Source organism: Hymenobacter piscis (genome assembly GCF_018760735.1).
GTDB classification, from domain to species: Bacteria; Bacteroidota; Bacteroidia; order Cytophagales; family Hymenobacteraceae; genus Hymenobacter; species Hymenobacter piscis.
Genome location: NZ_JAHHZN010000006.1, coordinates 42,684 through 67,092, shown reverse-complemented (window position 1 = coordinate 67,092; position 24,409 = coordinate 42,684). Strand labels below are relative to the sequence as shown.

The following is a 24,409-nucleotide window of genomic DNA, read 5'->3' as shown; positions in this document are numbered from 1 at the left end:
CCGGTGGCGGAAGCTCCGCTGGTGTTGCAGCCCGCCACCTGGACGGGGGCCCCGCCCTTGTTCACGGTGCAGGCCGTGCGCGACGCGCGACCGGGCCAGCCGGCCGTGGCGACGCTCCTGCCCGCTACGGCCGGAGCCAACACCCAGCCGGTAGGGTTGCAGGGCGGCACCGAGGCGGCCCTGCGGCAGTTTGTGGCCCGCAGCCTGCCCCGGCCCGCCGGCCGCTACGCCGTGACGGTGCGGGTGCTGGAGTGCCGGGTGCAGGAAACGCCTGCCGCCAACCAACAGGCGGCCGGGCAGGTAACCGTACGGCTGGCCTTCGATTGGCGGAACGCCGAAGGCGAAACCCTGACGCTGACCGAGTATCGGGGTGGGGCGCGGTACCGGCGGCCGCTGAGTAGCCGGGCGGTGGTGGAGCCCACGCTGCGGCAGACGCTGCTGGGTGGCTTCACGTATTTCAACCAGTGGCTTGCGCAGGCCCTGCCCCGGGATGCACGCCTGGCCACGGCCGTACAGCCCACGTTCCGCTACGAAACCCGCCAATCGGAGCCCGATACGCTGTTCTACGACCCAGCCCGGCCCTTGGCCTGGTCCGACTTCACCGGCTCGCCCCGCCCCGAAGGCCGGTACGCGGCGGCCGTGTTTCCGGGGTTTGCCTACCAGGGCCGGCCGCGGGTGGTGAACGGGGTGGTGGAGCTGGAAATACGCCTGCGCATTTACGTGGTGCGCAGCTCTTCCTGGGTGGCTGAAGGCCAGCGCACGGCCTACAACCTCAACCACGAGCAGCGCCACTTCGATATTGTGCGGCTGGTGGCCGAGCGGTTCCGGCGCAAAGCCACCCCCGACCGCCTCACCGTGCGCGACTACCAGAGTATCCTGGGCTGGCAATACCTGGATTCTTTCCGCGAAATGAACCACCTGCAGGACCAGTACGACCAGGAAACCCAGGGCGGCACCAATGCCGCCGCGCAGGAGCGCTGGAACCAGCACCTCGATGCCGAATTGCGGGCGTACGGCGTGCGAAAGTAACCACACCGGCAAGCCGTTGCGCCCCGGCGGCCTTCCAGCGAAGGCGCTCCGGGGCGCAAGGCGTTTTGCAGCAGCAGGCCGGCAGGGGCGCTAGTTTTCCAGGCGGTTCTTTTCGCTTTCGATGCCCGTGCGGCGCGTTCTGATTACCTTGATTTTCTGGTTGCCGAAGCGGTAGCTGAAATTCAGCCGCGCGAACCGGGTTTCGGTTTTGTCGAGGCTATAGGCCTGTACTTCCGCGGCCCGGGTATCGTAGCGGTTTTTCTGCAGGTTCAGCGGGTCGAGGATGGTGAGCGTGAGGGTGCCCTTTTCTTTCAGCACCGGCTTCGATACCGCAATGCTGGCGTTGTACTGGGCTTTGAAGGAGTAGGCTCCGTAGGTGAGCGGCGAGCGGTAGAACAGGTTGAGCTCGGCCCGCATGCCACCGGGCAGATTTACCGTGTTGTTGCTGCTGGCCATGACGCCCACGCTCGCCTGATTCAGCCAGGGCATATCCGGCGAGTAAAACCGCACGTAAGTGGCGCCCACAAAGTTCATCGTGGTTACGGCGCCGCCCGCCAGCTGCTTGGTCAGGCTCACGTTGGCATCCAGGGAGGTGGCCCGGCTCAGGTTCGCATCAGACTGAACGACGATGTTGGTGGCCGGGTCGCGGCGGAATACTTCCGCCAGGGCCTTGGTGTGGCGGCCGTAGCTCACGGAAGTAGCCACGGCGTTGTTGTAACTGTGCGAGATGGAGAAGTTGTCGGAAAGCGAGGGCCGGATGCCGGGGTTGCCCTGGTAGTACAGGTAGGGGCTGACGTAGGTCAGGAAGGGGTTCACAATGTCGAAGCGGAAGCGGTCAATGCGGCGCTGGTAGCTGACGTTCCACTGCTGCTTTTCCGACATGGCGTAGTCCACCGACACGTTCGGAAACAGGTTGAGGTAGTCGCGCTGGTTTACCTGCCCGAGCGTCAGCGACTCGCCTTCGCTGTGCGTGTGCTCGGCCCGCAGCCCCAGCTGCACCCCTATTTTCTCACTTACCGGCTGGCGCACCGAGGCGTAGGCCGCGTTGATGTACTCGCGGTACACGAAGTGGTTGGTGCGCCGCGCATCGTTGAGCCAGTTGCCGCCCTCGGCCAGGTTTTCCCAGTGGATGTCGTTGTCGGTGATGGTGCGCAGGGACTTCAGGCCGGCTTCCAGGGCCGTGGCTTTGCCGAAAGTCCGCGTGTAGTCGGCCGTAACGGAAGCCACCGCGTTGCTGGCCGGCGAGGAGGTGCGCAGCGCACCTGCCGTGGCGGTCTGGCTCAGCAGGTTGTAGCCGGTGTTGCGGTACTGCTCATCGAAGCGCTTGTTGAAGGTGAGGTAATCGGCATTGACCTTCAGCTCGCCGCCGGCCGAATCCAGCAGCGTGCGGTAATAGAGGCTGATGGTGGGATTGAAGCCCCGCGCCGTGCCGTCGGTTTGCAGCAGGTTGGTGGCGCTGGGCGGACCAGCCACGGCGGCCACGGTGGAGGTGGTGGTGCCATCCACTGCGCGGGCACTGGTTATCCCCCGGATTTGCAGGCCCACTGAGCTGCGCTCGGTCAGGTCGTAGTCCACATTGAGGCGGGCCGTCTGGCTGTTGCGCTCGGTTACGCTGTAGCTGGCCTCGTCGATGCGCGTTTCCTGGTTCAGGGTGCGGTTGCTGCTCACGCGGCGGTACTGCCTGGTGCGCTGGTAGTCCAGGCCCCCGAATACGTTCAGCTTATTGCGGCGGTAGCTCAGGGTGAAGCCGCTGTTGTAGCGGGCGAAGCGGCCGATTCCCACGCCGGCACTCACGCTGCCGTTGGTCCCGAAGACGCTGTTTTTCTTGGTGAGAATGTTGATAACGGCCCCGCCGTTGGCGTCGTAGCGGGCCGAAGGGTTGGTTGGCAACGACTTCCACCTTGTCGAGGGTATTGCTGGGCAGGGAGGCGAGCAGCTCGGCCAGGTCGTTTGGTTTGCTTGCCGTCGATGAGCACCAGGGCCGTTTTGCCCCGCACCTGGTAGCGGCCGCCCTGCTCCACCACGCCCGGGGCGCGGGCCAGCACTTCGGCCGCGTTGCCGCCCTGGGCGATGGGGCTTTCGGCCACGTTGAGCACCACTTTATCGGCGCGCAGCTCAATAAACGGCCGGTTGCCGACTACCTTGACCTCCTGGAGCACTTGCTGGTCCGGCGCCAGGCTAATCGTCAGGCCCTGGGTGCCGGCCCCATCCGCCCGCACCACCACCGACTCGACCGTGCGGCTTTGGTACCCGATATAGGTCCCCAGCAGGTTGTAGGTTCCGGCCGCCAGGCCCTCGAAGCGGAACGCGCCCTTCTCGTCGGTCATCGTGCTCAGCACGAAAGCCGGGTCGGTGCTTTTTCTGGCCACGATGGTGGCGAAGGGCAGGGGCTGCCGGGTGAGGCTGTCGGTGGCCGTGCCGCTCAGGGCGGCGGCCGGGGCTTGCCGGCCGGCCGAGGCAGCAGCAGCAGTAGTTTGGGCAGTAGCGGCAGCGGGCACGGCGGCCAGGGCAGCAACGAAGAGCAGGGCGGCGGGAGCAGTTTTCATGGGGCTGGAAATAAGAAGGAAGTGGAGGGAGAAGCCAACCGCTAGCCGGCTGGGAATGGGACAAAGCAACCGCCTCCCGAAGCGTTTCCAACGCGTTTTTCGACCATGCCCGGCCCCGGCCCGACCAAGTAGCCGGCCCGGATTTTTAGTCGAAAAAATCCCCCCCATTGGTCGAAATCCGGCCGTTGGCATGCGGAAGTCGGCCAGAAAATCCGCCAACTTGGGCCCATGCAAACGCCCTCCCTCCCTCCTTCCGCCCCCGACCGGCCCAGCCGCTTTCCGCTCGTATTCGAGGGGCTGGTGTGGGCGCTGTACGTCGGGCTGTACAAGTACAGCGTGTTTATAGAGGGAGCCACCCGCCTGACGTCCAGCGCCGAGCAGGCCAACCTGCGCCATTCCTACCTGTTTCCCTACCCGCAGCTGGTGCTGTTTGCCTTGCTGGCTTCACTCTACCTGGTGCCCTACTACCGGGGGCTGCTGCCGCTGCTGCTGCGCCGCCGCCGCTACCTGCCGCTGGGAGTGGCTAGCCTGGTGTATGTCTGGTGGGGCATGAAGCTGAATATGGTACTGAGCTACGGCCTGTTTCAGCACGTTGCCCAACCGCCGCTGCTGGCCCGGTACTACCACCAGGGCTACCTCTGGACCAGCGGCGCATTGCCCACAATCGGCCTGCCCCACCTTGGGCTGCTGCTCACCGATCTGCTGGCTTTCAGCTGCGTGGCCTTCGTGCGGTTTGCTTTCCAGCAGGAATACCGCCGCCGCCACCTCGAGAAGGAGCACCTGGCCCTGCAGATGGAGCAGCTCAAGGCCCAGCTGCAGCCCCACTTTCTGTTCAACACCCTCAACAGCATCTACGGCCTGAGTCTGGCCGGCTCGTCCGAAACGCCGCGCTTCATTCTGCTGCTCTCGGAGCTGATGCGCTACGTGCTCTACGACAGCGGTAAGGCCCGGGTGCCGCTGGCCGAGGAAGTAGAATTCATGGCCAACTACTTCGAGCTGGAGCAGCGCAAGTACGCCGGGGCGCGGGTGGAGTTCCGGGCCGTGGGCGACGCGGCCGGCGTGCAGGTGCCGCCGCTGCTGCTGCTGCCGCTGGTGGAGAACAGCTTCAAGCACGGCCGCCACCACTTCTCCGACGCGGCCACCGTGCTGGCCACCCTCACCACCTCGCCCGGCCGCCTGCACTTCCTCATCGAAAACGACATGCTGCCCGAAGCCCCGGCCGCCGCCCCGCGCCGTAGCGGCGGCATCGGCCTCCAGAACATCCGCCAGCGCCTGAACCTGTACTACCCCAACGCCCACGAGCTGCACCTCACCGAGCACAACGGCCGCTACCGCGCCGAGCTGACGCTGCGGGTGTAGTTGTCTGTAGCAAAACGTCATGTAAAAACAACGTCATGCTGAGCGAAGTCGAAGCATCTCTACCGCTTCGTTGGATTACGACTGCAACGAAGCGGTAGAGATGCTTCGACTTCGCTCAGCATGACGTTCTCTTTATCACCTCATCACTCCATTACCTCATCACCTATTCAATGACCACTACTCCCGCCCCCGTTCGTTGCCTGATTGTGGATGATGAGCCGCTGGCCCACCAGGTGCTTACCCAGTTCATCGGCCAGACGCCGGGGCTCACGCTCACGGGCAAGTGCCGCAACGCCATGGAAGCCTACGAGCACCTGGCCCAGCACCCCGTGGATTTGCTGTTTCTGGATATTGAAATGCCACTGGTAACGGGCCTGAACTTCCTGAAAAGCCTCACCCACCCGCCCAAAACCGTGCTGACCACCGCTTACCGTGAGTACGCCTACGAGGGCTACGAGCTGGACGTGCTCGACTACCTGCTCAAGCCCTTCAGCTACGAGCGGTTCATGAAGGCCGTGGCCCGCCTGCCCGCCACCCAGCCCGTGCCCCCCCGCCGACACCACCGAGGAAAAATACCTGCTGGTGAAGAAACGCCAGGGCCTGCTCAAAGTCCCCCACCGCGACATTGTGTACGTGGAGGGCTGCAAGGACTACGTGAAAATCACGACGGCCACCAAAAGCTACCTGCTGCACCACACCATGAAGGAAATGGTGGCGGTGCTGGGCCCGGCCTTCGTGCGGGTGCACCGCTCCTTCATTGTGGCCGCCGCCCACATCCGCATGCTCCAGCCCGACAACGTGCTGCTGCTCGACAACACCCTGCTGCCCATCGGCAACTCCCACCGGGCCGATTTGCTGGCGTATTTCAAGAAGTAAGCCGTTCCGCGCCGCCGACGGAAGTGTATCGGGCAGCAAAAAAGGCCGCCGCACCAGTCGGGTGCGGCGGCCTTTTTGCTTTGCAGCTTCGGAAACCGGGGGGGTTACCGTTTCACTTTCACTTCGCCGTCGTCGGCGTCGCGCTTTACTTTGGTGCCGTTAGGATACTCCACTTTCGTGTCGCCATCCTTATCGATTTTTACGGTTTTGCCATTCGAGTACACGATTTTGGTTTCGCCGTTTTTCTTCTTGTCGTACTTCACGATGCTGGGGCCCGTGCGGCGGGCCGGAGCGGCCGCGGCCGGCTCGCGCACCGCCACCACGGTGTAGGGCGTGCCTTCATAATACACCTCGCGGTTGGCGCTGTACGTGTTGTACTGCTCGTCCGACACGGCCATTTTCACGGCGTTGTCCGTTTCGTCGTTCACGGCCCGCAGGGCGGCGTAGCGGCCGGTGGTGTCGGTGGTGTAGCGGTTGTTCACCTCCGCCAGACGGCGCCCCCGGGTATAGTAGGTTCGGCCGATAGTGGATACCACGGTGGTATCGCGCAGGTCGAGGTCGTTGGCTACGCGGGTGATGACGCGGTCGGCATCGGCGCGGTACGCCATGTCATCGTCGACCACTACGGCCGTATCGGCCGAGGGCGTGGTGGCGGCATCCACGGCGGCCTGCTTATCCTGGTTGCAGGAAACCACGGCCAGGCTGGCCGCGGCGGAAAACAAAAGGAGGGACTTATGCATGCAAAAGAGTCAGATGGAAGAAGAAACAGCCCGGCGCCATATAGGCCGCCGGCTATAATGAGGGCTGATACGGCGGGGCTTGCCCGCGGGTTGTAGCCGGCCGCCGGGCCGCGGCGACAAACTTTCCGGGCGGGCCGGGCAACGGTTGAAGCCCGGCCCGCATCTGCTTGCTTGTCCGCCGTATTTCTCCACCTTCTTAATTTTCTGTGCTATGCGTACTGTTTCTCTTTTGCGCGCCGGGGCCGCCGTAGCCCTGCTCAGTTGTGGTATCCTCAGCACCGGCCACGCCCAGCAGCGGCGCAGCGTGGGCAGTTTTGAGAAGCTGCGGGCCAGCGGGGCCTGCGACGTGGTGCTCACCCAGGGCGCCACCACCGAGGTAAAAGTGGTCACCGACGGGGAGCTGGAGCCCTATATCAAAACCGAAGTTCAGGATGGTACGCTCACCATCTACCGGGCCAAGGACGCCCCATCCAGCTGGTTCAGCACGCATAAAGTGACCGTGTACGTGACCTGCCCACGCCTGCGCGGCATTGAAACCAGCGGGGCTTCCGACGTCAGGAGCACTTCCACCTTCGAGGCCGATGAGTTCACCATCAAAGCCAGCGGGGCCTCCGACGTGACGCTGGGCCTGAACACCCGCCAGCTCACGGTAACGGCCAGCGGGGCCTCCGACGTGGAGCTGCGCGGCCGCGCCGACCGCCAACAGGTGCGCCTCAGCGGCAGCAGCGACTACAAGGCCAGCGACCTGCAAAGCCAGCAGGCCGATGTGCAGGCCAGCGGCGCCTCCGATGCCTCCGTCTCGGCCCGGCAGCTCACCTCCCACGCCTCGGGCGCCAGCGACATTCACAACCGCACGAAAACCAATCGGTAGCCCCGGGCCCGTTTCCTCACCCAATAAATCACTGCACGAGCTGTTGCTTCGGAGGGCGGTTTCCGTTGGCCGGAGGCCGCACCAGCCGACCGGCCCGCAGACGCCCCGGCGGATGCGGGCCGGTTGGTGCCGGCTCTTGCACAAGCCCCGGCCCGCGGGCGTACCTTTGCGGGCCATGAGTGAACACCGCCATTTCCTGCTCCACAAGCCCTTCGGCTATCTTAGTCAGTTCCGCAGCGAAGACGCCCGCGAGGCCCGCCGCAAAAAATTCCTGGGCGAGCTGCACGATTTCCCGGCCGGCACCATGGCCATCGGCCGCCTCGATGAGCACAGTGAGGGCCTGCTGCTGCTGACTACCGACGGCCGGGTAAGTGAGCGAATCCGGCGCAAGGACGTGGAAAAGGAATACTACGCCCAGGTCGACGGCCTCATCACCGACGAGGCCGTGGCCCGGCTGCAAACCGGCGTCGATATTGGCGTGGATGGGGGCATCTACCAGACCCTGCCCTGCGCCGCCTGCCGCCTGCCGGCCCCGCCCACGCTGCCGCCCCGCACCCGCAAAATCCGCGACGACCGGCACGGGCCCACCAGTTGGGTGAGCATCACCGTGACGGAAGGCAAAAACCGGCAGGTGCGCAAGATGACGGCCGCCGTGGGCTTCCCCACCCTGCGCCTGGTGCGGGTCCGCATCGGGGAAATCGGACTGGCCGCGCTGGCGGCCGGGGAAGTGCGCGAGGTGCCGGCCCTGCTCGCGCCCGACGCGGCAGCGGTGGCACTGGTGGAACCGGCGTAGCAGAAGCGCAGAGTGCCCGCCCAACGGTAACACGCGAAATTCTTCGGTCCCTGGCTCGATGTGCCGCATGCCCGGCATGACGTTCCTTCAGTTGCCGGCGTCCCTTCGGGCTACCCCACCGGAATCAGCAGACCTGCTTAGTTTAGCGGCCGGGCCACTAGGCCCGCTGTTGCTCTATGCGCTACTTTTCCCTGCTATTGGCCCTGTGGCTGGGGCTGCTGCTGCCGGCCTGCCAGTCCACGGACCCCGACCCGGCCGCGGCGGCCTACCTGACGGCCATCCCCGACCCCAAAACCCTGAGCCAGGCCTACGTCAGTGACCCCGGCCATCTGCTGCGCCCGGCCACCGTGCAGACCCTCAACGACACGCTGCGCGCCCTCGACCAGGCCGGCCGGGCCCACATCGACGTGGTGCTGGCGGCCAGCATTGGGGAGGAAACGCCCAAAACGGCTGCCACGGCGCTGTTTCACCGCTGGAAAATCGGGGATGCGGAAAAGGATAATGGCCTGCTCATCCTGCTCGTGCTCGACCAGCGCCGCATCGAGTTTGAAACCGGCTACGGCCTGGAAGCCGACCTGCCCGACATCCTCTGCCACCGCATTCAACAGCGCTACATGGTACCCGCCCTGCGCGCCCGCAACTACGACGGGGCGGTGCAAGCCGGCGTGGCCGCCACCCTCCGCCAGCTCCGCACCGGCTCCCTCACCGAAACCGCCCCCGCCGACTCCCTGACCCTTGTCCAGTCGTTCAACTCAGCCGGGACTGATGCAGCGGAAAACGCTTCGGAGGAGTACGCGCAGGCTGGTACATCCGCCGCCCCGGAGCCGGCCGGTAGCTGGAGTACCGCCGGGGCACTGGCCTTGCTTCTCAGTGTCGTGTTGTTCGTGGGGCTGTCGGTGAGGCTGGCGTTTGTGCAGGCGGCCGGGGCCTACCGCTGGTGGCTGCTGGTGGGGGGCGCGGGGGTGGCCGGCCTGGTGCTGCTGGCCCTGTTTACGCCCTGGCCCCGTTCGCCGTGGGTGGTGGTGGGCTTCTGCTACGGTTGGCTGGCCCTGTACGTGCACGGCTATTTCTGGCGCCTTAACCGGCAGGCGGCCACTGAGGCGGTGCGGGCGAGCCGCCACGCCCAGTACCGTTTGCTGCACCGGGGCCACCACGGGCTGGGGTTTCTGCGGTTCCTGTTTCCGCTGGGGCTGGCCCTGTACTGGTCCCGCTACCGCCGCCGCCTGCACCAGCTCCGCGAAACACCCTACCCCTGCCCCACCTGCGCCACACTCCTGCACAAGCTCGATGAGCAGGCCGACGACGCCCACCTCCAGCCCGGCCAAGTAGTGGAGGAGCGCATCGATTCCGTGGACTACGACGTGTGGGAGTGCCCCCAGTGCCGGCACACGCTCACCCTCGACTACCTCAACCCGGGCACCGACGTCCAGCGTTGTACCCAGTGCCACCACCACACCGCCGAGCCCCGGCCCAAGCGGGTCATGGAAGAGGCCACTACCTACCGCGCCGGCTGGGGCTGGCGGGTGCACGCGTGCGCCTTCTGCGGCCATGAGGACCTGGAGCGCTACACCATCGCCCAGATCAGCACCAGCGCCTCGGGCGGCTCCTCAGGGTCATCCGGGTCGTCGTCGGATTCGGGCAGCAGCTGGTCCAGCAGCAGCGGGGGCGACTCGGGCGGCGGCGGGGCCGGCAGCAGCTGGTAAGGGGAGCCGGCTCCTGCCTTTCGGGGGGCACCGGCGGGCGTTAGTGGGGAGGCCGCCCGCGCCCGCCGAGCGGGGTGGATTTCTGCGGCTATCCGCTTCCGTTTGCAGAAATTAAAGAGTAACTTTACCACTTTCGCTACTTTGGGTGCCCCCCCGCACGGCGCTATCCGGCGCTCCTGATGGCACCCGCTATCAACCGGTCCGGGAACTTCCCTCCGCCGCGCGGCTACCAGCCTTTCCGGCCGGTTTGCCCGGCCGCCGGGTCATTCCCTCGGCTCCTGGAGCCGTATATAGGAACTTTGCTAGATTCTGCTCCGTTGAGGATCAGATAAAGAAGCTTTACACTTTTGATTTCGCTTTGCGGAGCGAACCTTAAAACCAATCAAACACACCATATGGGTAGATCACAGGCCACCTTCGGCAAAAGGGAAAACGAAAAGAAACGACTGAAGAAGCGCCAGGAAAAGGCGGAGAAGAAGGAGGAGCGCCAGGCTAATTCCAGCAAAGGCCAGGGCCTCGATGAGATGCTCGCCTACGTGGACGAGAACGGCAACATCGTGGACACTCCCCCGGATCCGACCAAGAAAAAGAAAGAGATTCCCCTGGAAAGCATCCGTATCGGTGCCATCCGCCAGGAGGATATGGAGGAGGAAGATCCGGTTCGTACCGGCTCGGTAACTTTCTTCAACGACTCCAAGGGCTACGGCTTCATCAAGGATTCGGCCACTCAGCAGAGCGTGTTCGTGCACGCCAACAGCCTGGGCGGCATTACCATCAAGGAGAACGATAAGGTTTCCTACGAGGTGGAAATGGGCCAGAAAGGTCCCAGCGCCTTCAACGTGAAGCTGGCCGGCTAGCCGGTCCGTTTACAGATAACGACGCAGCCAGGCGGCTGAAGCTCTTGCAGCTTCAGCCGCTTTTTGGTTTTGGCTCCCTTGGATTCAACGCCGGGGCTTCAGTTCTGCATCTATCTGCATCTGAGAGACGGTTAATCAACTAAAAAAAATACCGGTCCGGATTGTTTTTTAAACGCCGGCCGGCGGTCAGCCCTCCGGAAGCGGCATTTTGCGGATGCGCCCGCAGGGCTGCCCGGAACTGGCACGGAGCCGTATCGGGCGTGTGTTGTAAGCGTTTAGGAGCCGTTGGACCGGGCAGAAGCCCCGGCCCAACGGCTTTTTTTTCTCCCCAAAAGAACCTTGCTTGGAGGGCTTAAACCGGAGCTGCACCTAGGCTACCGGCGCGTTTTTCGTTCCGCAAAGGCGGTTGTTGGCGCTGCCTGGGCACCTGTACCGCTCCCCCGTCCTCTGGCCTTGCCTTCGCCGCTGCGCAAAGGCCTTCTGTTCTTCCCACCACAACCTACCACTATGAAAAAGCTTACGCTTCTTTCCCTCCTCTGCCTGCTGCTCGGGGCGCTGGCCCCCTACCCGGGGCGCGCCCAGGGCAACGTTCCGTTTACCATTGCCAATAACTCCCCCTTCGCCGATAACTCCCTGTTCGTAGCCATTGTGGGCATTGACGGGGCGGGCAACCACGTGTGGGTAAATCCGCGCAACGGCCAGGTACTGCCCATGTCGTCGGCGTACAATACCGTGACGGGGCCCACCTACAACGGCAATACCGGCCCGGGCCAGAACTCGAAGTACGCGGGCTGCTTTTTCCGCCTGAGCGACATTCCCAACAAGACCTTCACCCTGCCCTACATTGCCGGCTGCCGGGTGTTCATTGCCCAGGGCCAGCAGCTGTACCTGTACTTCTTCGGGGCTTCGGGCGCGCCCTCGGGCTACGCAGCCCCGGACTTCCAGAACCCCAACGACCCCAACAAGGGAATTCGCTACGAGTTCATCGAGCTGACCAACAACCAGTACGGCTTCTTCGGCAACCCCACCCGCGTGGATTCCTATCACTATCCCATGGGCCTGGAGCTGTGGGGCGGCGGGGGCTACTACAAGCGCGTGGGCGAGCTGAAGAGCCACGCCGATATTCTCTCCGCCTACCAGTCGTTTGCGCCGCCGGCGTTCCAGAGCCTGCTCAATACTGCGGCCGGCACCATCACCTGCCCCGGCAAGTCGCCGGCGTTCCAGAGCGGCGGCACCCAGGTGGGTTACTTCGGCTCCTACATTGATGCCATCTGGAGCAAGTACGCGAACGAGGACCTGATTTTTTACGCCGGCGACGCGGGCGTTTTCAAGGGCCGCATCAGCAACGGGCGGCTCACGGTGGTGGGGCAGTCGGGCGGCTTTGCGGGGCGCACGGGCGTGGTGGCCCGCAAACCCACCACCCAGGAAGTGCTGGAAGGTAAGGGCGCCCTCGACAACCGGGTGGGCGACGGGGACTGCGACCTGGTAGTGCAGGCCCAGCTCTGCGCCGCCATCAACCGCCACGTGGTGAATACCACTACTGCCAACCCCGGCCAGCAGAACTGGTACAACGCGGCTCAGTACTACCAAACGGCCCCGGCCAACTACTACGCCCGGTTCTGGCACCAGGGCGGCATCAGCGTGGACAACCTCAACTACGGCTTCGCCTACGATGACGTGAACGACCAGTCGTCATCGGTGCACGCGGCCCAGCCCACCCGGGTAACGGCTACTTTCGGGGGATTCGCGGGCACTACGCCCCCACCAGCCGGTGGGGTGGCTACGCTGTACAAGGACTGTAACTACACGGGCACGGCCGTGGCCCTGCCCCCCGGCGACTACCCCCTGAGCGCCCTGCTAAGCCGCGGCCTGCTCAACGACGACCTCTCCTCGCTGCGCGTCAGCTCCGGCTACGAAGCCGTGCTCTACGAAAACGACAACTTCACCGGCGCCAGCCTGCTGGTGACCAGCGCCGGCAACGCCTGCTTGGTCGGCAACCCGCTCGGCACCGACAACTGGAACGACAAAACCACCTCCCTGCGCGTGCGAGCCGCCTCCACCGCCACCTTCTCCCGCCTGCTCGAAGCCGAGGCCGCTACCCTCAACAACGGCATGACCGTGGAGGCCTGCTCGGAAGGCGGCCAGAACATGGGCTACGTGGATGCCGGCGACTACCTGGTCTGGAACGCCATCAGCTTCCCCACCTCCGGCGCCTACCTGATTGAGTACCGCATGGCCAGCGGCACGGGCGGCGGCACCCTCTCGGCCGACCTGAACGCGGGCGCCATCCAGCTGGGCTCCACCAGCGTGGGCGGCACCGGCGGCTGGCAGAACTGGACCACCGTCAGCCGCACCGTGAACCTGACGGCCGGCACCTACAACTTCGGCATCTACGCCCAGACCGGCGGCTGGAACCTCAATTGGGTCCGCATTACCAAAGTCAACACTGCTGCCCGCCCCGCCACCGTCACGGCCACGACAGCCGGCGCCGCTGACGAGGCAGCTGACCTGCGCCTCTTCCCCAACCCCGTCACCGATGGCCAGCTTCATTTGACTTTGAATGCTGCGCTGGGCAGCGGCGAATATCAGATTGTGAATACGCTGGGCCAGGTAGTAACCACCGGCCACCTGAGCCAGCAGACAACCCTGAACGTGAGCCAGCTTCCAGCCGGTGTGTACACGCTGCTCGTCATCAGCCCGGACAAGCATAAGCTGGTGCGCCGCTTCAGTAAGCAATAATTCCTGAAAGAAGGGGAAGCAGCCGCTCGGTTGCGTCCCCTTTTCATGTTCTGATTTTACTTCCTCTCCACAACCAACCCTACTACTATGAACAAACTGTATGCGTACGGACTCGGGGCGGCGCTCCTGCTCGGGGGCACAACGGCCACCGCCCAAAACCGGGCCGCCGGCCCCGCTTACGAGTTGGGAAGCACCCAAACGCTGGTTCGCCAGCTCGAAAACCAGGTGGCCGCCGACCTGGCCCGCCGCCAGCCCAAACCCCGGGTAACGCTGCAGGTAGCCGCCAACAAAACCTTCACCGGCCAGGTGAACTACCGCGAAGACCTGGCCGCGGCCGGGGAATACTTGGTAGGCGAGTTGGCCGGTGTGCCAAATTCTTCCTTTTTCGTGCGGGTCGAAGGCAATCAGGTGGAAGGCCATATCATCCTGCGCAACACCCGCCAGGCTTACCGCTACTCGGCCGACGCCCGAGGTAATGCCCAAGTGCAGCAGGTGGATATTGACAAGGTGATCTGCATCGACTACAACCAGCCCCTGGGTTACCAGTATCCGGCCCCACCGAGTGCGGGTACGGCCCAGCGCGCTGCTGTGGTGTCGTTGCAGAGCCTGCCCGGCGCCCGGGGCTGTATTATGCTCGACCTTGATGGCCAGTACGTAGCAGGCACGCCCTGGAACAATGGCAACCCCATCAACGCCGCCCCCTCTGGCATTGAGAACGACGCGGCCAAGGTGCAGGCCTTCTGGGAGCTGGTGAGCGAGGATTTCCGCCCCTTCAGCATCAACGTGACCACCGACGAGGCGGTGTTCAACTCCTACCCCAAAAACATGCGCATGCGCTGCATCGTGACGCCCACCAACACGGCGGCGCCGGGGGCGGGCGGCGTAGCCTACCTGACCTCGTTCCGGGGCAACGACGACACGCCCTGCTGGGTGTTCATGAACGACCCCAAGGCCGGGGGCGAAGCCGCTTCCCACGAAGTGGGCCACACCCTGGGCCTGAGCCACGACGGCCGCCTGAACCCGAACGAGGAGTATTACACGGCCCAGGATAATGCCGGGGCCTGGGCCCCCATCATGGGCGCGGGTTACTACAAGCCGGTTACCCAGTGGAGCCGGGGCGAATACAACCGCGCCAGTCAAACCCAGGACGACCTGGCCATCATTGCCAGCACCACCTACAACGTGGGCTACCGCGCCGACGACCACGGCAACTCCACCAACTCGGCTACGGCCCTGGCCCGCAGCGGCACCAGCCTAACGGGCAAAGGCATCATTGAACGCACTTCCGACCAGGACTACTTCAGCTTCACCACCGGCGGCGGGGCCGTGAGCTTCAACGTGAACACGGTGGGCCGCTACGGCAACCTCGATATTGTGGCGCGCCTGTTTGATGGCCGCGGTACCCAGATTGGTACGTTTGACGCGGCCGGCGGCGGTAACCTGAACGTGACCGTGAATGCCAGCCTGGGCGCGGGCACCTACTACCTGCAAATCGACGGCACCAGCTCCGGCAACCCCGCCACCGACGGCTACTCCGATTACGGCTCCCTGGGCACCTTCACCATCACGGGTACGGCCCCGGCCGGCGGCACCAACTCTGGGGTGGCTACGCTGTACAAGGACTGTAACTACACGGGCACGGCCGTGGCCCTGCCCCCCGGCGACTACCCCCTGAGCGCCCTGCTAAGCCGCGGCCTGCTCAACGACGACCTCTCCTCGCTGCGCGTCAGCTCCGGCTACGAAGCCGTGCTCTACGAAAACGACAACTTCACCGGCGCCAGCCTGCTGGTGACCAGCGCCGGCAACGCCTGCTTGGTCGGCAACCCGCTCGGCACCGACAACTGGAACGACAAAACCACCTCCCTGCGCGTGCGAGCCGCCTCCACCGCCACCTTCTCCCGCCTGCTCGAAGCCGAGGCCGCTACCCTCAACAACGGCATGACCGTGGAGGCCTGCTCGGAGGGCGGCCAGAACATGGGCTACGTGGATGCCGGCGACTACCTGGTCTGGAACGCCATCAGCTTCCCCACCTCCGGCGCCTACCTGCTTGAGTACCGCATGGCCAGCGGCACGGGCGGCGGCACCATCTCGGCTGACCTGAACGCGGGCTCCACCCAGCTGGGCTCCACCAGCGTGGGCGGCACCGGCGGCTGGCAGAACTGGACCACCGTCAGCCGCACCGTGAACCTGACGGCCGGCACCTACAACTTCGGTATCTACGCCCAGACCGGCGGCTGGAACCTCAATTGGGTCCGCATTACCAAAGTCAGCACTGCCGCCGTGGCCGCGCCCGACAGCCCGATGGCGGCTCCCGTGGCCAGCGCCGGCCTCCTGGCTCCCACGGAACTGCTGCTCTACCCCAACCCGGTTAGCGACCGGCTGACGGTGCGGGCCCCGGCCGATTTTGCGGGCGGACAGGTGCGCATCCTCAACATAGTAGGGCAACAGGTGTGGCAGGGTAGGTACCAACCGGACCAGGCCATTGACGTGGCGGCTCTTCCGCCGGGGGTATACGTGCTCAGAGTGACCGGCCCTAATGAGTCTACCATCAGCCGGCGCTTTCTGAAGTAGGCTCGGCCGCCTACCAACGACCCCGCCCCCCGCTGGCAGTTCCCAACCGGGAGTGGCCAGTGGGGGGCGGGGTCATTAGCAGGCAGCCGAGACTGCCGGAACGAGGTAAAAGGACCGCAAAAAAAGTTTGGTACTTACGATGATATTCTCCGTAAGGATTAACAAAATTTTGTTCTTTTCGATGACTCCGTCCCTCCTCTGCCCCCCACCAGACAGCTGGCCCGACGGGATGGTCCGGCTGGTCGTAACACGCTCTTGATGCGGCAAAACAAGTACACAGGTCGATTTTCTGGTGACTGCCCCCGGGTAACGCGGGCCTTCTTGCGGCCAATAACCTAGGCGTCAGCTCTATATATAAAATATCCAATAATTGCACATTATCTATATAGTGGTACATTTGCCGGAAACCAGGGAGCCCGAATCCCTTTCTGCCCCTGGTACTGCTCTCCTTTTCTTTTCCACAACCCCCATTATCATGAACAAATTTTATGCGTACGGGCTCGGTGCGGCCCTGCTGCTGGGCCCATCAGCCGCCTTCGCCCAGAAACGGCCCGCCGGACCGGTGTACCAGTTGGGCAGCGCCCAAAGTCTGGTGCAGCAGCTCGAAAACCAGGTGGCCGCCGACCTGGCCCGCCGCCAGCCCAAACCCCGGGTAACGCTGCGGGTCAGCGCCGACAAAACCTTCACCGGCCAGGTGAACTACCGCGAAGACCTGGCCGCGGCCGGGGAATACCTGGTGGGCGAGCTGGCCGGCGTCCCCGGCTCCTCGTTTTTCGTGCGGGTGGAGGGCGACCAGGTAGAAGGTAACATTGTGCTGCGCGCCGCCAAACGGGCCTACCGCTACTCGGCCGATGCGCGGGGCAACGCCCAGGTGCAGGAAGTGGACATCGACCAGGTCATCTGCATCGATTACGACCAGCCCCTGGGCTACCAGGCGCCCGCCCCGGCGCCGGTCAAACGCGCCGCCGCCGCCTCGGCCGTACCATCGTTGCAGAGCCTGCCCGGCGCCAAGGGCTGCCTCTACATCGACCTCGATGGCGAGTACGTGGTGGGCACGCCCTGGAACAACGGCAACCCGATTGACGCCGCGCCTTCGGGCATTGAAAACGACCCCGCCAAAGTGCAGGCCTTCTGGGAGCTGGTGAGCGAGGACTTCCGGCCTTTCAGCATGAACGTGACCACCGACCTGGCCGTGTTCAACTCCTACCCCATGAACATGCGCATGCGCTGCATCGTGACGCCCACCAACACGGCGGCGCCGGGAGCGGGCGGCGTAGCCTACGTAACCTCGTTCCGGTACAATAACGACACGCCCTGCTGGGTGTTCATGAACGACCCCAAGGCCGGGGGCGAAGCCACCTCGCACGAGCTCGGCCACACCCTGGGCCTGAGCCACGACGGCCGCATCAGCCCCAGTGAGGGGTATTACCAGGGTCAGGGCTCGTGGGCCCCGATTATGGGCGTGGGCTACTACAAGCCCGTTACCCAGTGGAGCAAGGGCGAGTACGCCCAGGCCAACCAGACCCAGGACGATCTGGCCATCATTGCCAGCACCACCTACAACGTGGGCTACCGCACCGATGACCACGGCAACTCCACCACCGCCGCCTCGGCCCTGGCCCGCAGCGGCACCAGCCTGAGCGGCAACGGCGTGGTAGAGCGTACCGCCGACCAGGATTATTTCCGCTTCACCACCAGCGGCGGGGCCGTGAGCTTCAACGTGAACACGGTGGCCCGCTACGGCAACCTCAACGTGCTGGTGCGCCTGCTCGATAGCAACGGGGCCGAGCTGGGCTCCTACGATACGGCCGGCGCCGACAAGCTCAACGCCACCATCAGCACCACCCTGCCCGCCGGCACCTTCTACCTGCAGGTAAGCGGCACCGGCTCGGGCAGCCCCCTCATCGACGGGTATACCAACTACGCCTCGCTCGGCTCGTTCACCATTACCGGTACGGCCCCCACCGACGGCACCACCCCGCCCACGACGCCCACCCCGCCCCCACCCACGCCGCCGGCCCCCGTTACGTACTGCGCCAGCAAAGGCAACAACGTGAGCTACGAGTGGATTGATCTGGTTCGCCTGGGCAGCATCAACCGCACGTCGGGGGCCGATGGCGGCTACTACGACGGGACGGCCCTGAACACCGACCTCCCGGCCGGTTCGGCCCAAACCATCAACATCTCGGCGGGCTTCCGCTCCACGGCCTACACCGAGAACTGGCGCGTGTACATCGACTACAACCAGGACGGTGACTTCCTCGATGCCGGCGAACGAGTTGTATCAGGCGCCTCGTCGAGCAGCGGCACCTTGTCGGCATCCTTCACCGTGCCTGCTTCGGCCATAACCGGCAAAACCCGCCTGCGGGTAACGATGAGCGACAATGCCGCTACCACCAGCTGCAACAGCTACACCTACGGCGAAACCGAAGACTACTCCGTTACCATCACCGACGGCACCAGCCAGCCGGCCGGCACCGAGGTGTACGAAGCGGCGCAGATTACCGCGGCCGGCAACGCTGGCTTCGAGAAGGCCCTGACGCTGTATCCGAACCCGGCCGCCAACGTGCTCCACATCGTGCTGGCCGGTAAGGCCCCGGTCGTGTCCGCTTCAGTTACCGATCTGCGGGGCGCCAAAGCAGCCAACGTCCGCTTCGAAAACGGCCAGCTGAACGTGGCCAACTTGGCCAGTGGCGTGTACCTGCTCACCGTCAGCGACGGCCAGAAAACCTTCCACGAGCGGTTCGTGAAGCAATAGCTGGTTGGAGTAGCCAGTAGGTAGCTGCTGGCCGGTATCCTCCGGATCTTATCAACGAGAAGGCCCGCCAATCGGCGGGCCTTCTCTTTTTGGGCTTACCTAGCCCTACCTCTGGTGGTTGGTTGCCCGGTTATAGCCGGCGGCCGGCGGGTACTGCGCGGGCGGGCAGGAAGCCGGCACCGGAGATTCGCGCAGAAAAACTAGTAGCTCTCCTTCTGGAAGCCGAACGCCCGCAGCTGGGCGGCAAACGTATCGGGGTAATGGGCCTTGAGGTGGTGGATAAGGGCTCCCAGGGCCTTGCGCAGCTGCAGCTCGCCCTGGCCCTTGGCGCTGACCTGGCGGCTCCGTTCACCGGCCGTGGCGGTACTTTCTTGCACCAGCCGGGCATATTCCTGGGTTAGCGGCTGCCAGAAAGCGGTACCGTATTTCTTCTGGTCGAAGCCGTGGGTTTTGAGGGCCCGCAGCAGCTTACTCAGGGCCGTCAGTCGCTCGGCGCGGGCGGCGGGCAGGGTGTATTTGCCGCCCTCTTTTACCAGGCCGAACTCGGGGTAGTAGGCGCGGCCCTCGTTTTCCTCGTGCTCCTCGGCCAGGTAGTTTTTCACGAAGGACAGGCCCCGGGCCAGCTCTTTGTCGAGGGCCTGCAGGCGCCGGGCCTGGGGCGTGCGCTGGTCGCTGGCCGCCTCGGCGGCGGCGCGGTGCCGGGCGAAGTCGGCAGCCTGGGCGGCCAGGTCTTCCTTGCGGAGCCAGAGCAGATCGGGCAGCTCCGAAGTTTGCCAGACCCCGGCGACGGTGGTAGCCAGCGCGGCCAGCGCCACTTCCGAAGCGGGCAGCTGACTGGTACGGCGGATCGGTTTGGGCGTGCCGGCCGGAGCCGGCGTAAGCGAATCGGACATAGTAAAAAAGGTTAGGGTAAAGGATACCAATAAGATAACACTTCCGCCGCAAGCTCCTACCGCCCGGAAGTGCCCGGAAATAAAAATTTTCATCCTCTTCCGGGGAGGAAGTGCCCCGAAATAATTGTATCCATTCACTTCCGCCTCAGAAGAGGGCAGATGCGCTTATTTCGGAACACTTCCGGTGCGGAAGAGGGCCGATGTATTCGTATCCGGGCGTTTCTGGCAGGGAAAAGGTTGGTTGAGATGGTGTAGCAGAACTTCCGCTGGAAAAGCGGTGCTATCTTGTTGCCAACAAACTACCCCTTCCCCCGCAACGCCCGGCTGCTCAAAGACACTACATTAACCCGAACCACCTCGCCCCGCCCCCCCAAAACGGATTCTCCCTCCCACACCGTTAAAGCCGACCTTCTGAACCTGAGCAAGCTACTGGAAGGCGAAACCGTCACCATCTAGGGCTAGCAGTACCAAGTGACCAAGGACGGATTTAAGCTGGTGCAGAAGACATGAGAAAAGCTTACGTAGCTAACTGCTATTTTTTTTGACATACAATTAATTAAAAATATGAATATGTATGATATCATAGAAGACATTATTGCATACGGCAATGAAGGTCATAGTATAGATTTTAAGCAACAACAGTACAACATTGGCAAACACGCCAAAAAACATGAAATACTTAAAGATATAAGTGCTTTTGCAAACCATCCGTCAAATGAAGATAAGTACATCATAATTGGTATAGAAGAAGCAAATGGATCAGCAACCAACATTCACCATATACAAGAAATTGTTGACGAGGCTAAATACCAACAATATATTCATGAATATCTGGAACCAGAAATAAAATTTGAATACAAATCTTTCTTATACAAAGATAATCAAATAGCCTTCTTTAGAATTTACGACAACCATGACAGGCCTTATTTGATCAAAAAAGATGTAAAGAATAGTATCGAAGGAAATAAAATAGAGTTTAGGGAAGGTGATGGTTTCATTAGGAGAGGAACTAGCATAAAGAGAATGACAAGGGTAGACTTTGATAAGATTTATCAAGACAAGCAAAAGAGAAAGGACAGAAAGGAAGATATCATCTTGAAAGCATATATAGGCAACCCAAGTGACGACGAAATATCGAAGTATGACTTTAAGTATTTAGATTTTTCAATTGAGAACAAGTCTAATACCTCTATCAAATTAGATGTGGATGTTCATATATACAAAAGCGACTCAGCAAGCATAATCCTAGAGCACGAGCTAAAATATGAATTACATAGACGAAGAGAAGAGAAAAACAAACACAAATCATTTTCTTCATTCACTCCTTTTACAAACCCATCAATTTTTTCTCGCATAACAAAACAAGATTTTCCTGAAAAGATATTGCTATCAAAATCCAGAGATAAGACAAAAGCACCAGCTATTGACATTCAGCAACAGAATTATGCAATGGATATATTTAACCAAGAAATAATAGCCTTATATAATAACCCAAGTATAATCAAATTAGAAGTGGTTATTAGAAGTGATGATTTCTATGATGGCCCTCTCCTACGACCAATTGAAATTTCCCTACTATGACTCCCAAACGCAAAAGCGGCTGCAACTCCTGAGAGCTGCAGCCGCTTTTGCGTTATGGCATAAGCGCCGGAATTACATGTGAATCGCGCGGTTCTCGGTAGCGGCGAGGCAGGCTTCCTTCATGGCTTCGGCGTAGGTGGGGTGGGCGTGGCTCATGCGGGCTACGTCCTCGGCGGAGGCGCGGAACTCCATGGCCGTTACGGCTTCGGCAATGAGGTCAGCAATGCGCGGGCCAATCATGTGCACGCCCAGGATTTCGTCGGTTTCCTTGTCGGCCAGCACTTTCACGAAGCCGTCGAGGTCCATGGAGGCGCGGGCGCGGCCCGAAGCGCGGAACGGGAACGAGCCGGTTTTGTAGGCTTTGCCCTGCTCCTTGAGCTGCTCCTCGGTGTAGCCCACGGCGGCCACTTCGGGCCAGGTGTACACCACGCCGGGAATGAGCAGGTAGTTGATGTGGGGCTTCTGGCCGGCAATGGTTTCGGCCACGAACACACCTTCTTCCTCGGCCTTGTGGGCCAGCATGGCGCCCCGAATCACGTCGCCGATGGCGTAGATGCCGGGCACGGAGGTTTGCAGGTGCTCATCGACCTTGATGCGGCCGCGCTCTTCCATCTGCACGCCGGCGGCTTCCAGGTTGAGGCCCGCCGTGAAGGGCGAGCGGCCCACGGCCACCAGGCAGTAGTCGCCCTCGAACTTTACTTCCTCGCCCTTGGGGTTGGTAGCGGTTACGGTCACGGCGTCGCCTTCGCGGGTAGCGCCGGTTACCTTATGGCTCAGGAAAAACTCGATGCCGATTTTGCCCAGCACGCGCTTGAGCTCCTTGCCCAGGCCGCGGTCCATGGTCGGAATCAGCGAATCCAGGTACTCCACCACGCTCACTTTGGCACCGAGGCGGGCGTACACGGAAGCCATTTCCAGGCCGATGACGCCGCCGCCAATCACAATCATGTGCTTGGGCACTTCCCGGATGTTCAGGGCCTCGGTGCTGGTGATGATGCGCTCTTTATCCTGGCTGATGAAGGGCAGCACCGTGGGCTTGGAGCCGGTGGCAATGATGACGTTCTTGGTTTCGATCTGCTGGGCCTCGCCGCCGGCGGTGGGCGCAATGCGGATGTGGTTCTTGTCCACGAACGAGCCGACGCCGTGCAGCACGTCGATCTTGTTTTTCTTCATCAGATACACGATGCCGTCGGTGTTGGCTTTCACCACGCCGTTCTTGCGGTCAATCATCTGATTCATGTTCACCTGCAGGTCGCTCAGCTCAATGCCGTGCTCCTGAAAGGTGGTGTGGGCGTTGTGGAAGTGCTCGGTGGAGTCGAGCAGGGCCTTGCTGGGGATGCAGCCCACGTTGAGGCAGGTGCCGCCGAGCGTATCATACTTCTCGATAAGCGCGGTTTTGAGGCCCAGCTGGGCGCAGCGGATGGCCGCCACATAGCCGCCGGGCCCGGAGCCGATGACGGTAACGTCGTATTGGTTCATATTCAGCGAGTGAATTCGGTGGAAATCAACTACCGGCAAAGGTAGGCTGAATGCTTGGATTGTTTGGTTTGGCGGCCGGATAGTTACCCCGGCCCGGGGGCCACACGCAAGGCGGCTCCCCCGCCGGCCAGGGCCAGCAGAGGAGCCGCACGGACTCCGGAAAATCGGCCGGGAGCAGACCGGCGGCGCCTTTGCAGCAGCCCACCGGCCGCCAGGGCCCTGGAGAAATAGCGAAGCGCCGCCTCACTTCCGGACCACCCAAGCAGCGCCCCTGCAGCTACTCAGGCGGATTGCGCAGCAGCACTTCGCGTTAGGTCGCCGGCAGTGGTGGTTCGGCTTCGAGCCGGGCCACCCGCGAGCGAAGAATATCCCGGGCCAGGCCCAGGTTAGTTGTGCGGGCATCCACCACCAACGAAATCAACTGCCGCCCGGTGCCGGTGAGCCGCAACAGGTGCAGCTGACTGGAAAGCGTAATAAGAATATCCTCGAGCTGCTCCCGGGGCAGCTGCAAGGCCACCAGCGCCTGGTGTTTGCAGCGCACCAACCCCAGCTGAAACCGCGTCGCCAGCGTCAGATCGAGCCCGCCGGCCGCGGCCGCGTGAGCGGCCAGGCTGGCGCCCGAGGCCACATCGACCACGGCCACGGCCAGCAGGTGGGGCAGCTCCGCGCGCAGCTCGTCGACCAGCAGAGCGGCCTGGCGAGCCAGGGCCAGCTGGTACCGGCGCACGGCGGGCTGCCGGGCGGCTTTCTTACGATACGACTTGGGTTTCACGCAGGGAATTAACAGGAGAAAAAAACCGGAACCGGGGCGGCCACCCAACCGGTTTTGGGGGCCGCGCCAGGCTCAGGCAGGGACTAGAAAAGCCACCAGCGGCGCTTCTTGGCCGGGGCATCTTCACGGGGCAGCAGCGTTACATCGGCGCGGCCGTTGGCCTGCACGCGCACATCCTCGTCCTGGTAACCACCATAGCCGTAGCGGAGCGCGGCCGTACCCGCGGGCACCTGCAGCATGTACTCGCCCGCGGCGTTGGTAGAAACACCCCGGTAGCTGCCGGGCTGCATGACGGTGGCCCCCACCAGCGGGGCACCGTCTTCGTTCAGGATGCGGCCCCGCACCGTTACCATGCGACGGGCAGCGCTGGCCTCCGTGCTGGCCGCCAGGCTGGCTTCGCCCACGGCCGGGGCCATTTCCTCGGTCGGCAGGTTGTCGGTGAAGGGGGTATTTTCAGCGGGCAGGCGGGTACCGGCAAATACCATGGTGCCCACCAGCACGGCCGAAGCCACCAGGCCGGTAGCGCGCCGACGGAAGCGCACGGGCTCGGTGCGGATGTAGAGCAGCTGCTTCTGCACCCAGCTCGGCGCGGCTTCGGCTTCGTTGGCGGCGCGCAGGTGCTGCCAGCGGGTGAGCGTGTCGTGGGCCAGGTCGGCATCCCGGTGGAGGTAGTCTTCCACGGCTTTGGCGGAGGCCTTGTTCAGGTCGCCCCGCAGGTACGCGTCGCGATACACCGGCATGAGCTCGCCGGTTTCGGGGTTGAAGGGGGAAGCAGTAAGTTTCATACAAGCAGTAGAAATAAGAGTGAGAAAAAAACCGCCGGAAGAAAGGCTGCCCCGCGT

At 63.0% G+C, this 24,409-nt stretch carries 18 protein-coding genes and 1 pseudogene; 12 read left to right on the top strand and 7 right to left on the bottom strand.

What is annotated here, in order from left to right:
- Nucleotides 1-3: 3 nt before the first annotated feature.
- Entirely contained in the window at nt 4-1,029 is a 1,026-nt protein-coding gene (locus tag KLP40_RS08405) for a hypothetical protein (protein WP_215593332.1), read from the top strand.
- A 90-nt stretch (nt 1,030-1,119) separates the two neighbouring features.
- Here KLP40_RS08405 and KLP40_RS08400 read toward each other — a convergent pair whose 3' ends face one another.
- Complete coding sequence (locus KLP40_RS08400; protein ID WP_215593331.1) at nt 1,120-2,919, bottom strand: outer membrane beta-barrel family protein; 1,800 nt, start codon at nt 2,917-2,919, stop codon at nt 1,120-1,122.
- Nucleotides 2,820-3,575 (bottom strand): carboxypeptidase-like regulatory domain-containing protein, encoded by a 756-nt coding sequence (locus KLP40_RS08395; RefSeq protein WP_215593330.1) that lies wholly within the window; start codon nt 3,573-3,575, stop codon nt 2,820-2,822. The genes KLP40_RS08400 and KLP40_RS08395 overlap by 100 nt, the downstream gene beginning before the upstream one ends.
- Before the next feature lie 228 nt (nt 3,576-3,803).
- Here KLP40_RS08395 and KLP40_RS08390 point away from each other — a divergent pair, with 228 nt between their 5' ends.
- The 3 genes and pseudogenes from KLP40_RS08390 (at nt 3,804) to KLP40_RS08380 (ending at nt 5,810) form a co-directional block, all read left to right on the top strand.
- Complete coding sequence (locus KLP40_RS08390) at nt 3,804-4,934, top strand: sensor histidine kinase (protein WP_215593329.1); 1,131 nt, start codon at nt 3,804-3,806, stop codon at nt 4,932-4,934.
- 170 nt (nt 4,935-5,104) lie between these two features.
- Nucleotides 5,105-5,440: pseudogene (locus tag KLP40_RS21635) on the top strand (LytR/AlgR family response regulator transcription factor); the annotation flags it as partial.
- A 76-nt stretch (nt 5,441-5,516) separates the two neighbouring features.
- Entirely contained in the window at nt 5,517-5,810 is a 294-nt protein-coding gene (locus KLP40_RS08380) for a LytR/AlgR family response regulator transcription factor (RefSeq protein WP_215593328.1), read from the top strand.
- Between the two features lie 104 nt (nt 5,811-5,914).
- Here the strand turns inward: KLP40_RS08380 and KLP40_RS08375 are convergent, their stop codons facing one another.
- Nucleotides 5,915-6,550, bottom strand: coding sequence for a T-complex 10 C-terminal domain-containing protein (locus KLP40_RS08375; RefSeq protein WP_215593327.1), 636 nt, complete (start codon nt 6,548-6,550; stop codon nt 5,915-5,917).
- A gap of 211 nt (nt 6,551-6,761) precedes the next feature.
- On the opposite strand from KLP40_RS08375, the gene KLP40_RS08370 reads away from it, so the two are divergent.
- The 7 genes from KLP40_RS08370 (at nt 6,762) to KLP40_RS08340 (ending at nt 18,842) form a co-directional block, all read left to right on the top strand.
- The gene (locus tag KLP40_RS08370; RefSeq protein WP_215593326.1) at nt 6,762-7,421 is read left to right on the top strand and encodes a head GIN domain-containing protein; all 660 of its coding nucleotides are present in this window, start codon (nt 6,762-6,764) and stop codon (nt 7,419-7,421) included.
- Between the two features lie 175 nt (nt 7,422-7,596).
- Nucleotides 7,597-8,214 (top strand): pseudouridine synthase, encoded by a 618-nt coding sequence (locus KLP40_RS08365; RefSeq protein ID WP_215593325.1) that lies wholly within the window; start codon nt 7,597-7,599, stop codon nt 8,212-8,214.
- Between the two features lie 176 nt (nt 8,215-8,390).
- Nucleotides 8,391-9,917 (top strand): TPM domain-containing protein, encoded by a 1,527-nt coding sequence (locus tag KLP40_RS08360; protein WP_215593324.1) that lies wholly within the window; start codon nt 8,391-8,393, stop codon nt 9,915-9,917.
- A 395-nt stretch (nt 9,918-10,312) separates the two neighbouring features.
- Nucleotides 10,313-10,774, top strand: a complete 462-nt coding sequence (locus tag KLP40_RS08355) for a cold-shock protein (RefSeq protein WP_215593323.1) — start codon at nt 10,313-10,315, stop codon at nt 10,772-10,774.
- Nucleotides 10,775-11,281: 507 nt separating this feature from the next.
- Entirely contained in the window at nt 11,282-13,513 is a 2,232-nt protein-coding gene (locus tag KLP40_RS08350; RefSeq protein WP_215593322.1) for a beta-1,3-glucanase family protein, read from the top strand.
- Between the two features lie 87 nt (nt 13,514-13,600).
- Nucleotides 13,601-16,084 carry a carbohydrate-binding protein gene (locus KLP40_RS08345; protein ID WP_215593321.1) on the top strand — a complete coding sequence of 828 codons (2,484 nt, stop codon included), beginning with the start codon at nt 13,601-13,603 and terminating at the stop codon, nt 16,082-16,084.
- Nucleotides 16,085-16,559: 475 nt separating this feature from the next.
- Nucleotides 16,560-18,842 carry a GEVED domain-containing protein gene (locus KLP40_RS08340; protein ID WP_215593320.1) on the top strand — a complete coding sequence of 761 codons (2,283 nt, stop codon included), beginning with the start codon at nt 16,560-16,562 and terminating at the stop codon, nt 18,840-18,842.
- A 200-nt stretch (nt 18,843-19,042) separates the two neighbouring features.
- Here the strand turns inward: KLP40_RS08340 and KLP40_RS08335 are convergent, their stop codons facing one another.
- A complete protein-coding gene (locus tag KLP40_RS08335; protein ID WP_215593319.1) occupies nt 19,043-19,735 on the bottom strand; it encodes a hypothetical protein in 693 nt (230 codons plus the stop codon).
- A 570-nt stretch (nt 19,736-20,305) separates the two neighbouring features.
- Between KLP40_RS08335 and KLP40_RS08330 the strand changes: the two genes are divergently transcribed.
- A complete protein-coding gene (locus KLP40_RS08330) occupies nt 20,306-21,316 on the top strand; it encodes an AlbA family DNA-binding domain-containing protein (RefSeq protein WP_215593318.1) in 1,011 nt (336 codons plus the stop codon).
- A gap of 72 nt (nt 21,317-21,388) precedes the next feature.
- On the opposite strand, the gene lpdA is transcribed toward KLP40_RS08330, so the two are convergent.
- From lpdA to KLP40_RS08315, 3 genes are all read right to left on the bottom strand, one after another.
- On the bottom strand, nt 21,389-22,795 hold the full coding sequence (lpdA, locus tag KLP40_RS08325; RefSeq protein ID WP_215593317.1) for a dihydrolipoyl dehydrogenase: 1,407 nt from the start codon (nt 22,793-22,795) through the stop codon (nt 21,389-21,391).
- A 310-nt stretch (nt 22,796-23,105) separates the two neighbouring features.
- Nucleotides 23,106-23,567, bottom strand: a complete 462-nt coding sequence (locus tag KLP40_RS08320; RefSeq protein WP_215593316.1) for a hypothetical protein — start codon at nt 23,565-23,567, stop codon at nt 23,106-23,108.
- Between the two features lie 83 nt (nt 23,568-23,650).
- On the bottom strand, nt 23,651-24,352 hold the full coding sequence (locus KLP40_RS08315) for a carboxypeptidase-like regulatory domain-containing protein (RefSeq protein WP_215593315.1): 702 nt from the start codon (nt 24,350-24,352) through the stop codon (nt 23,651-23,653).
- Between the last annotated feature and the right edge of the window lie 57 nt (nt 24,353-24,409).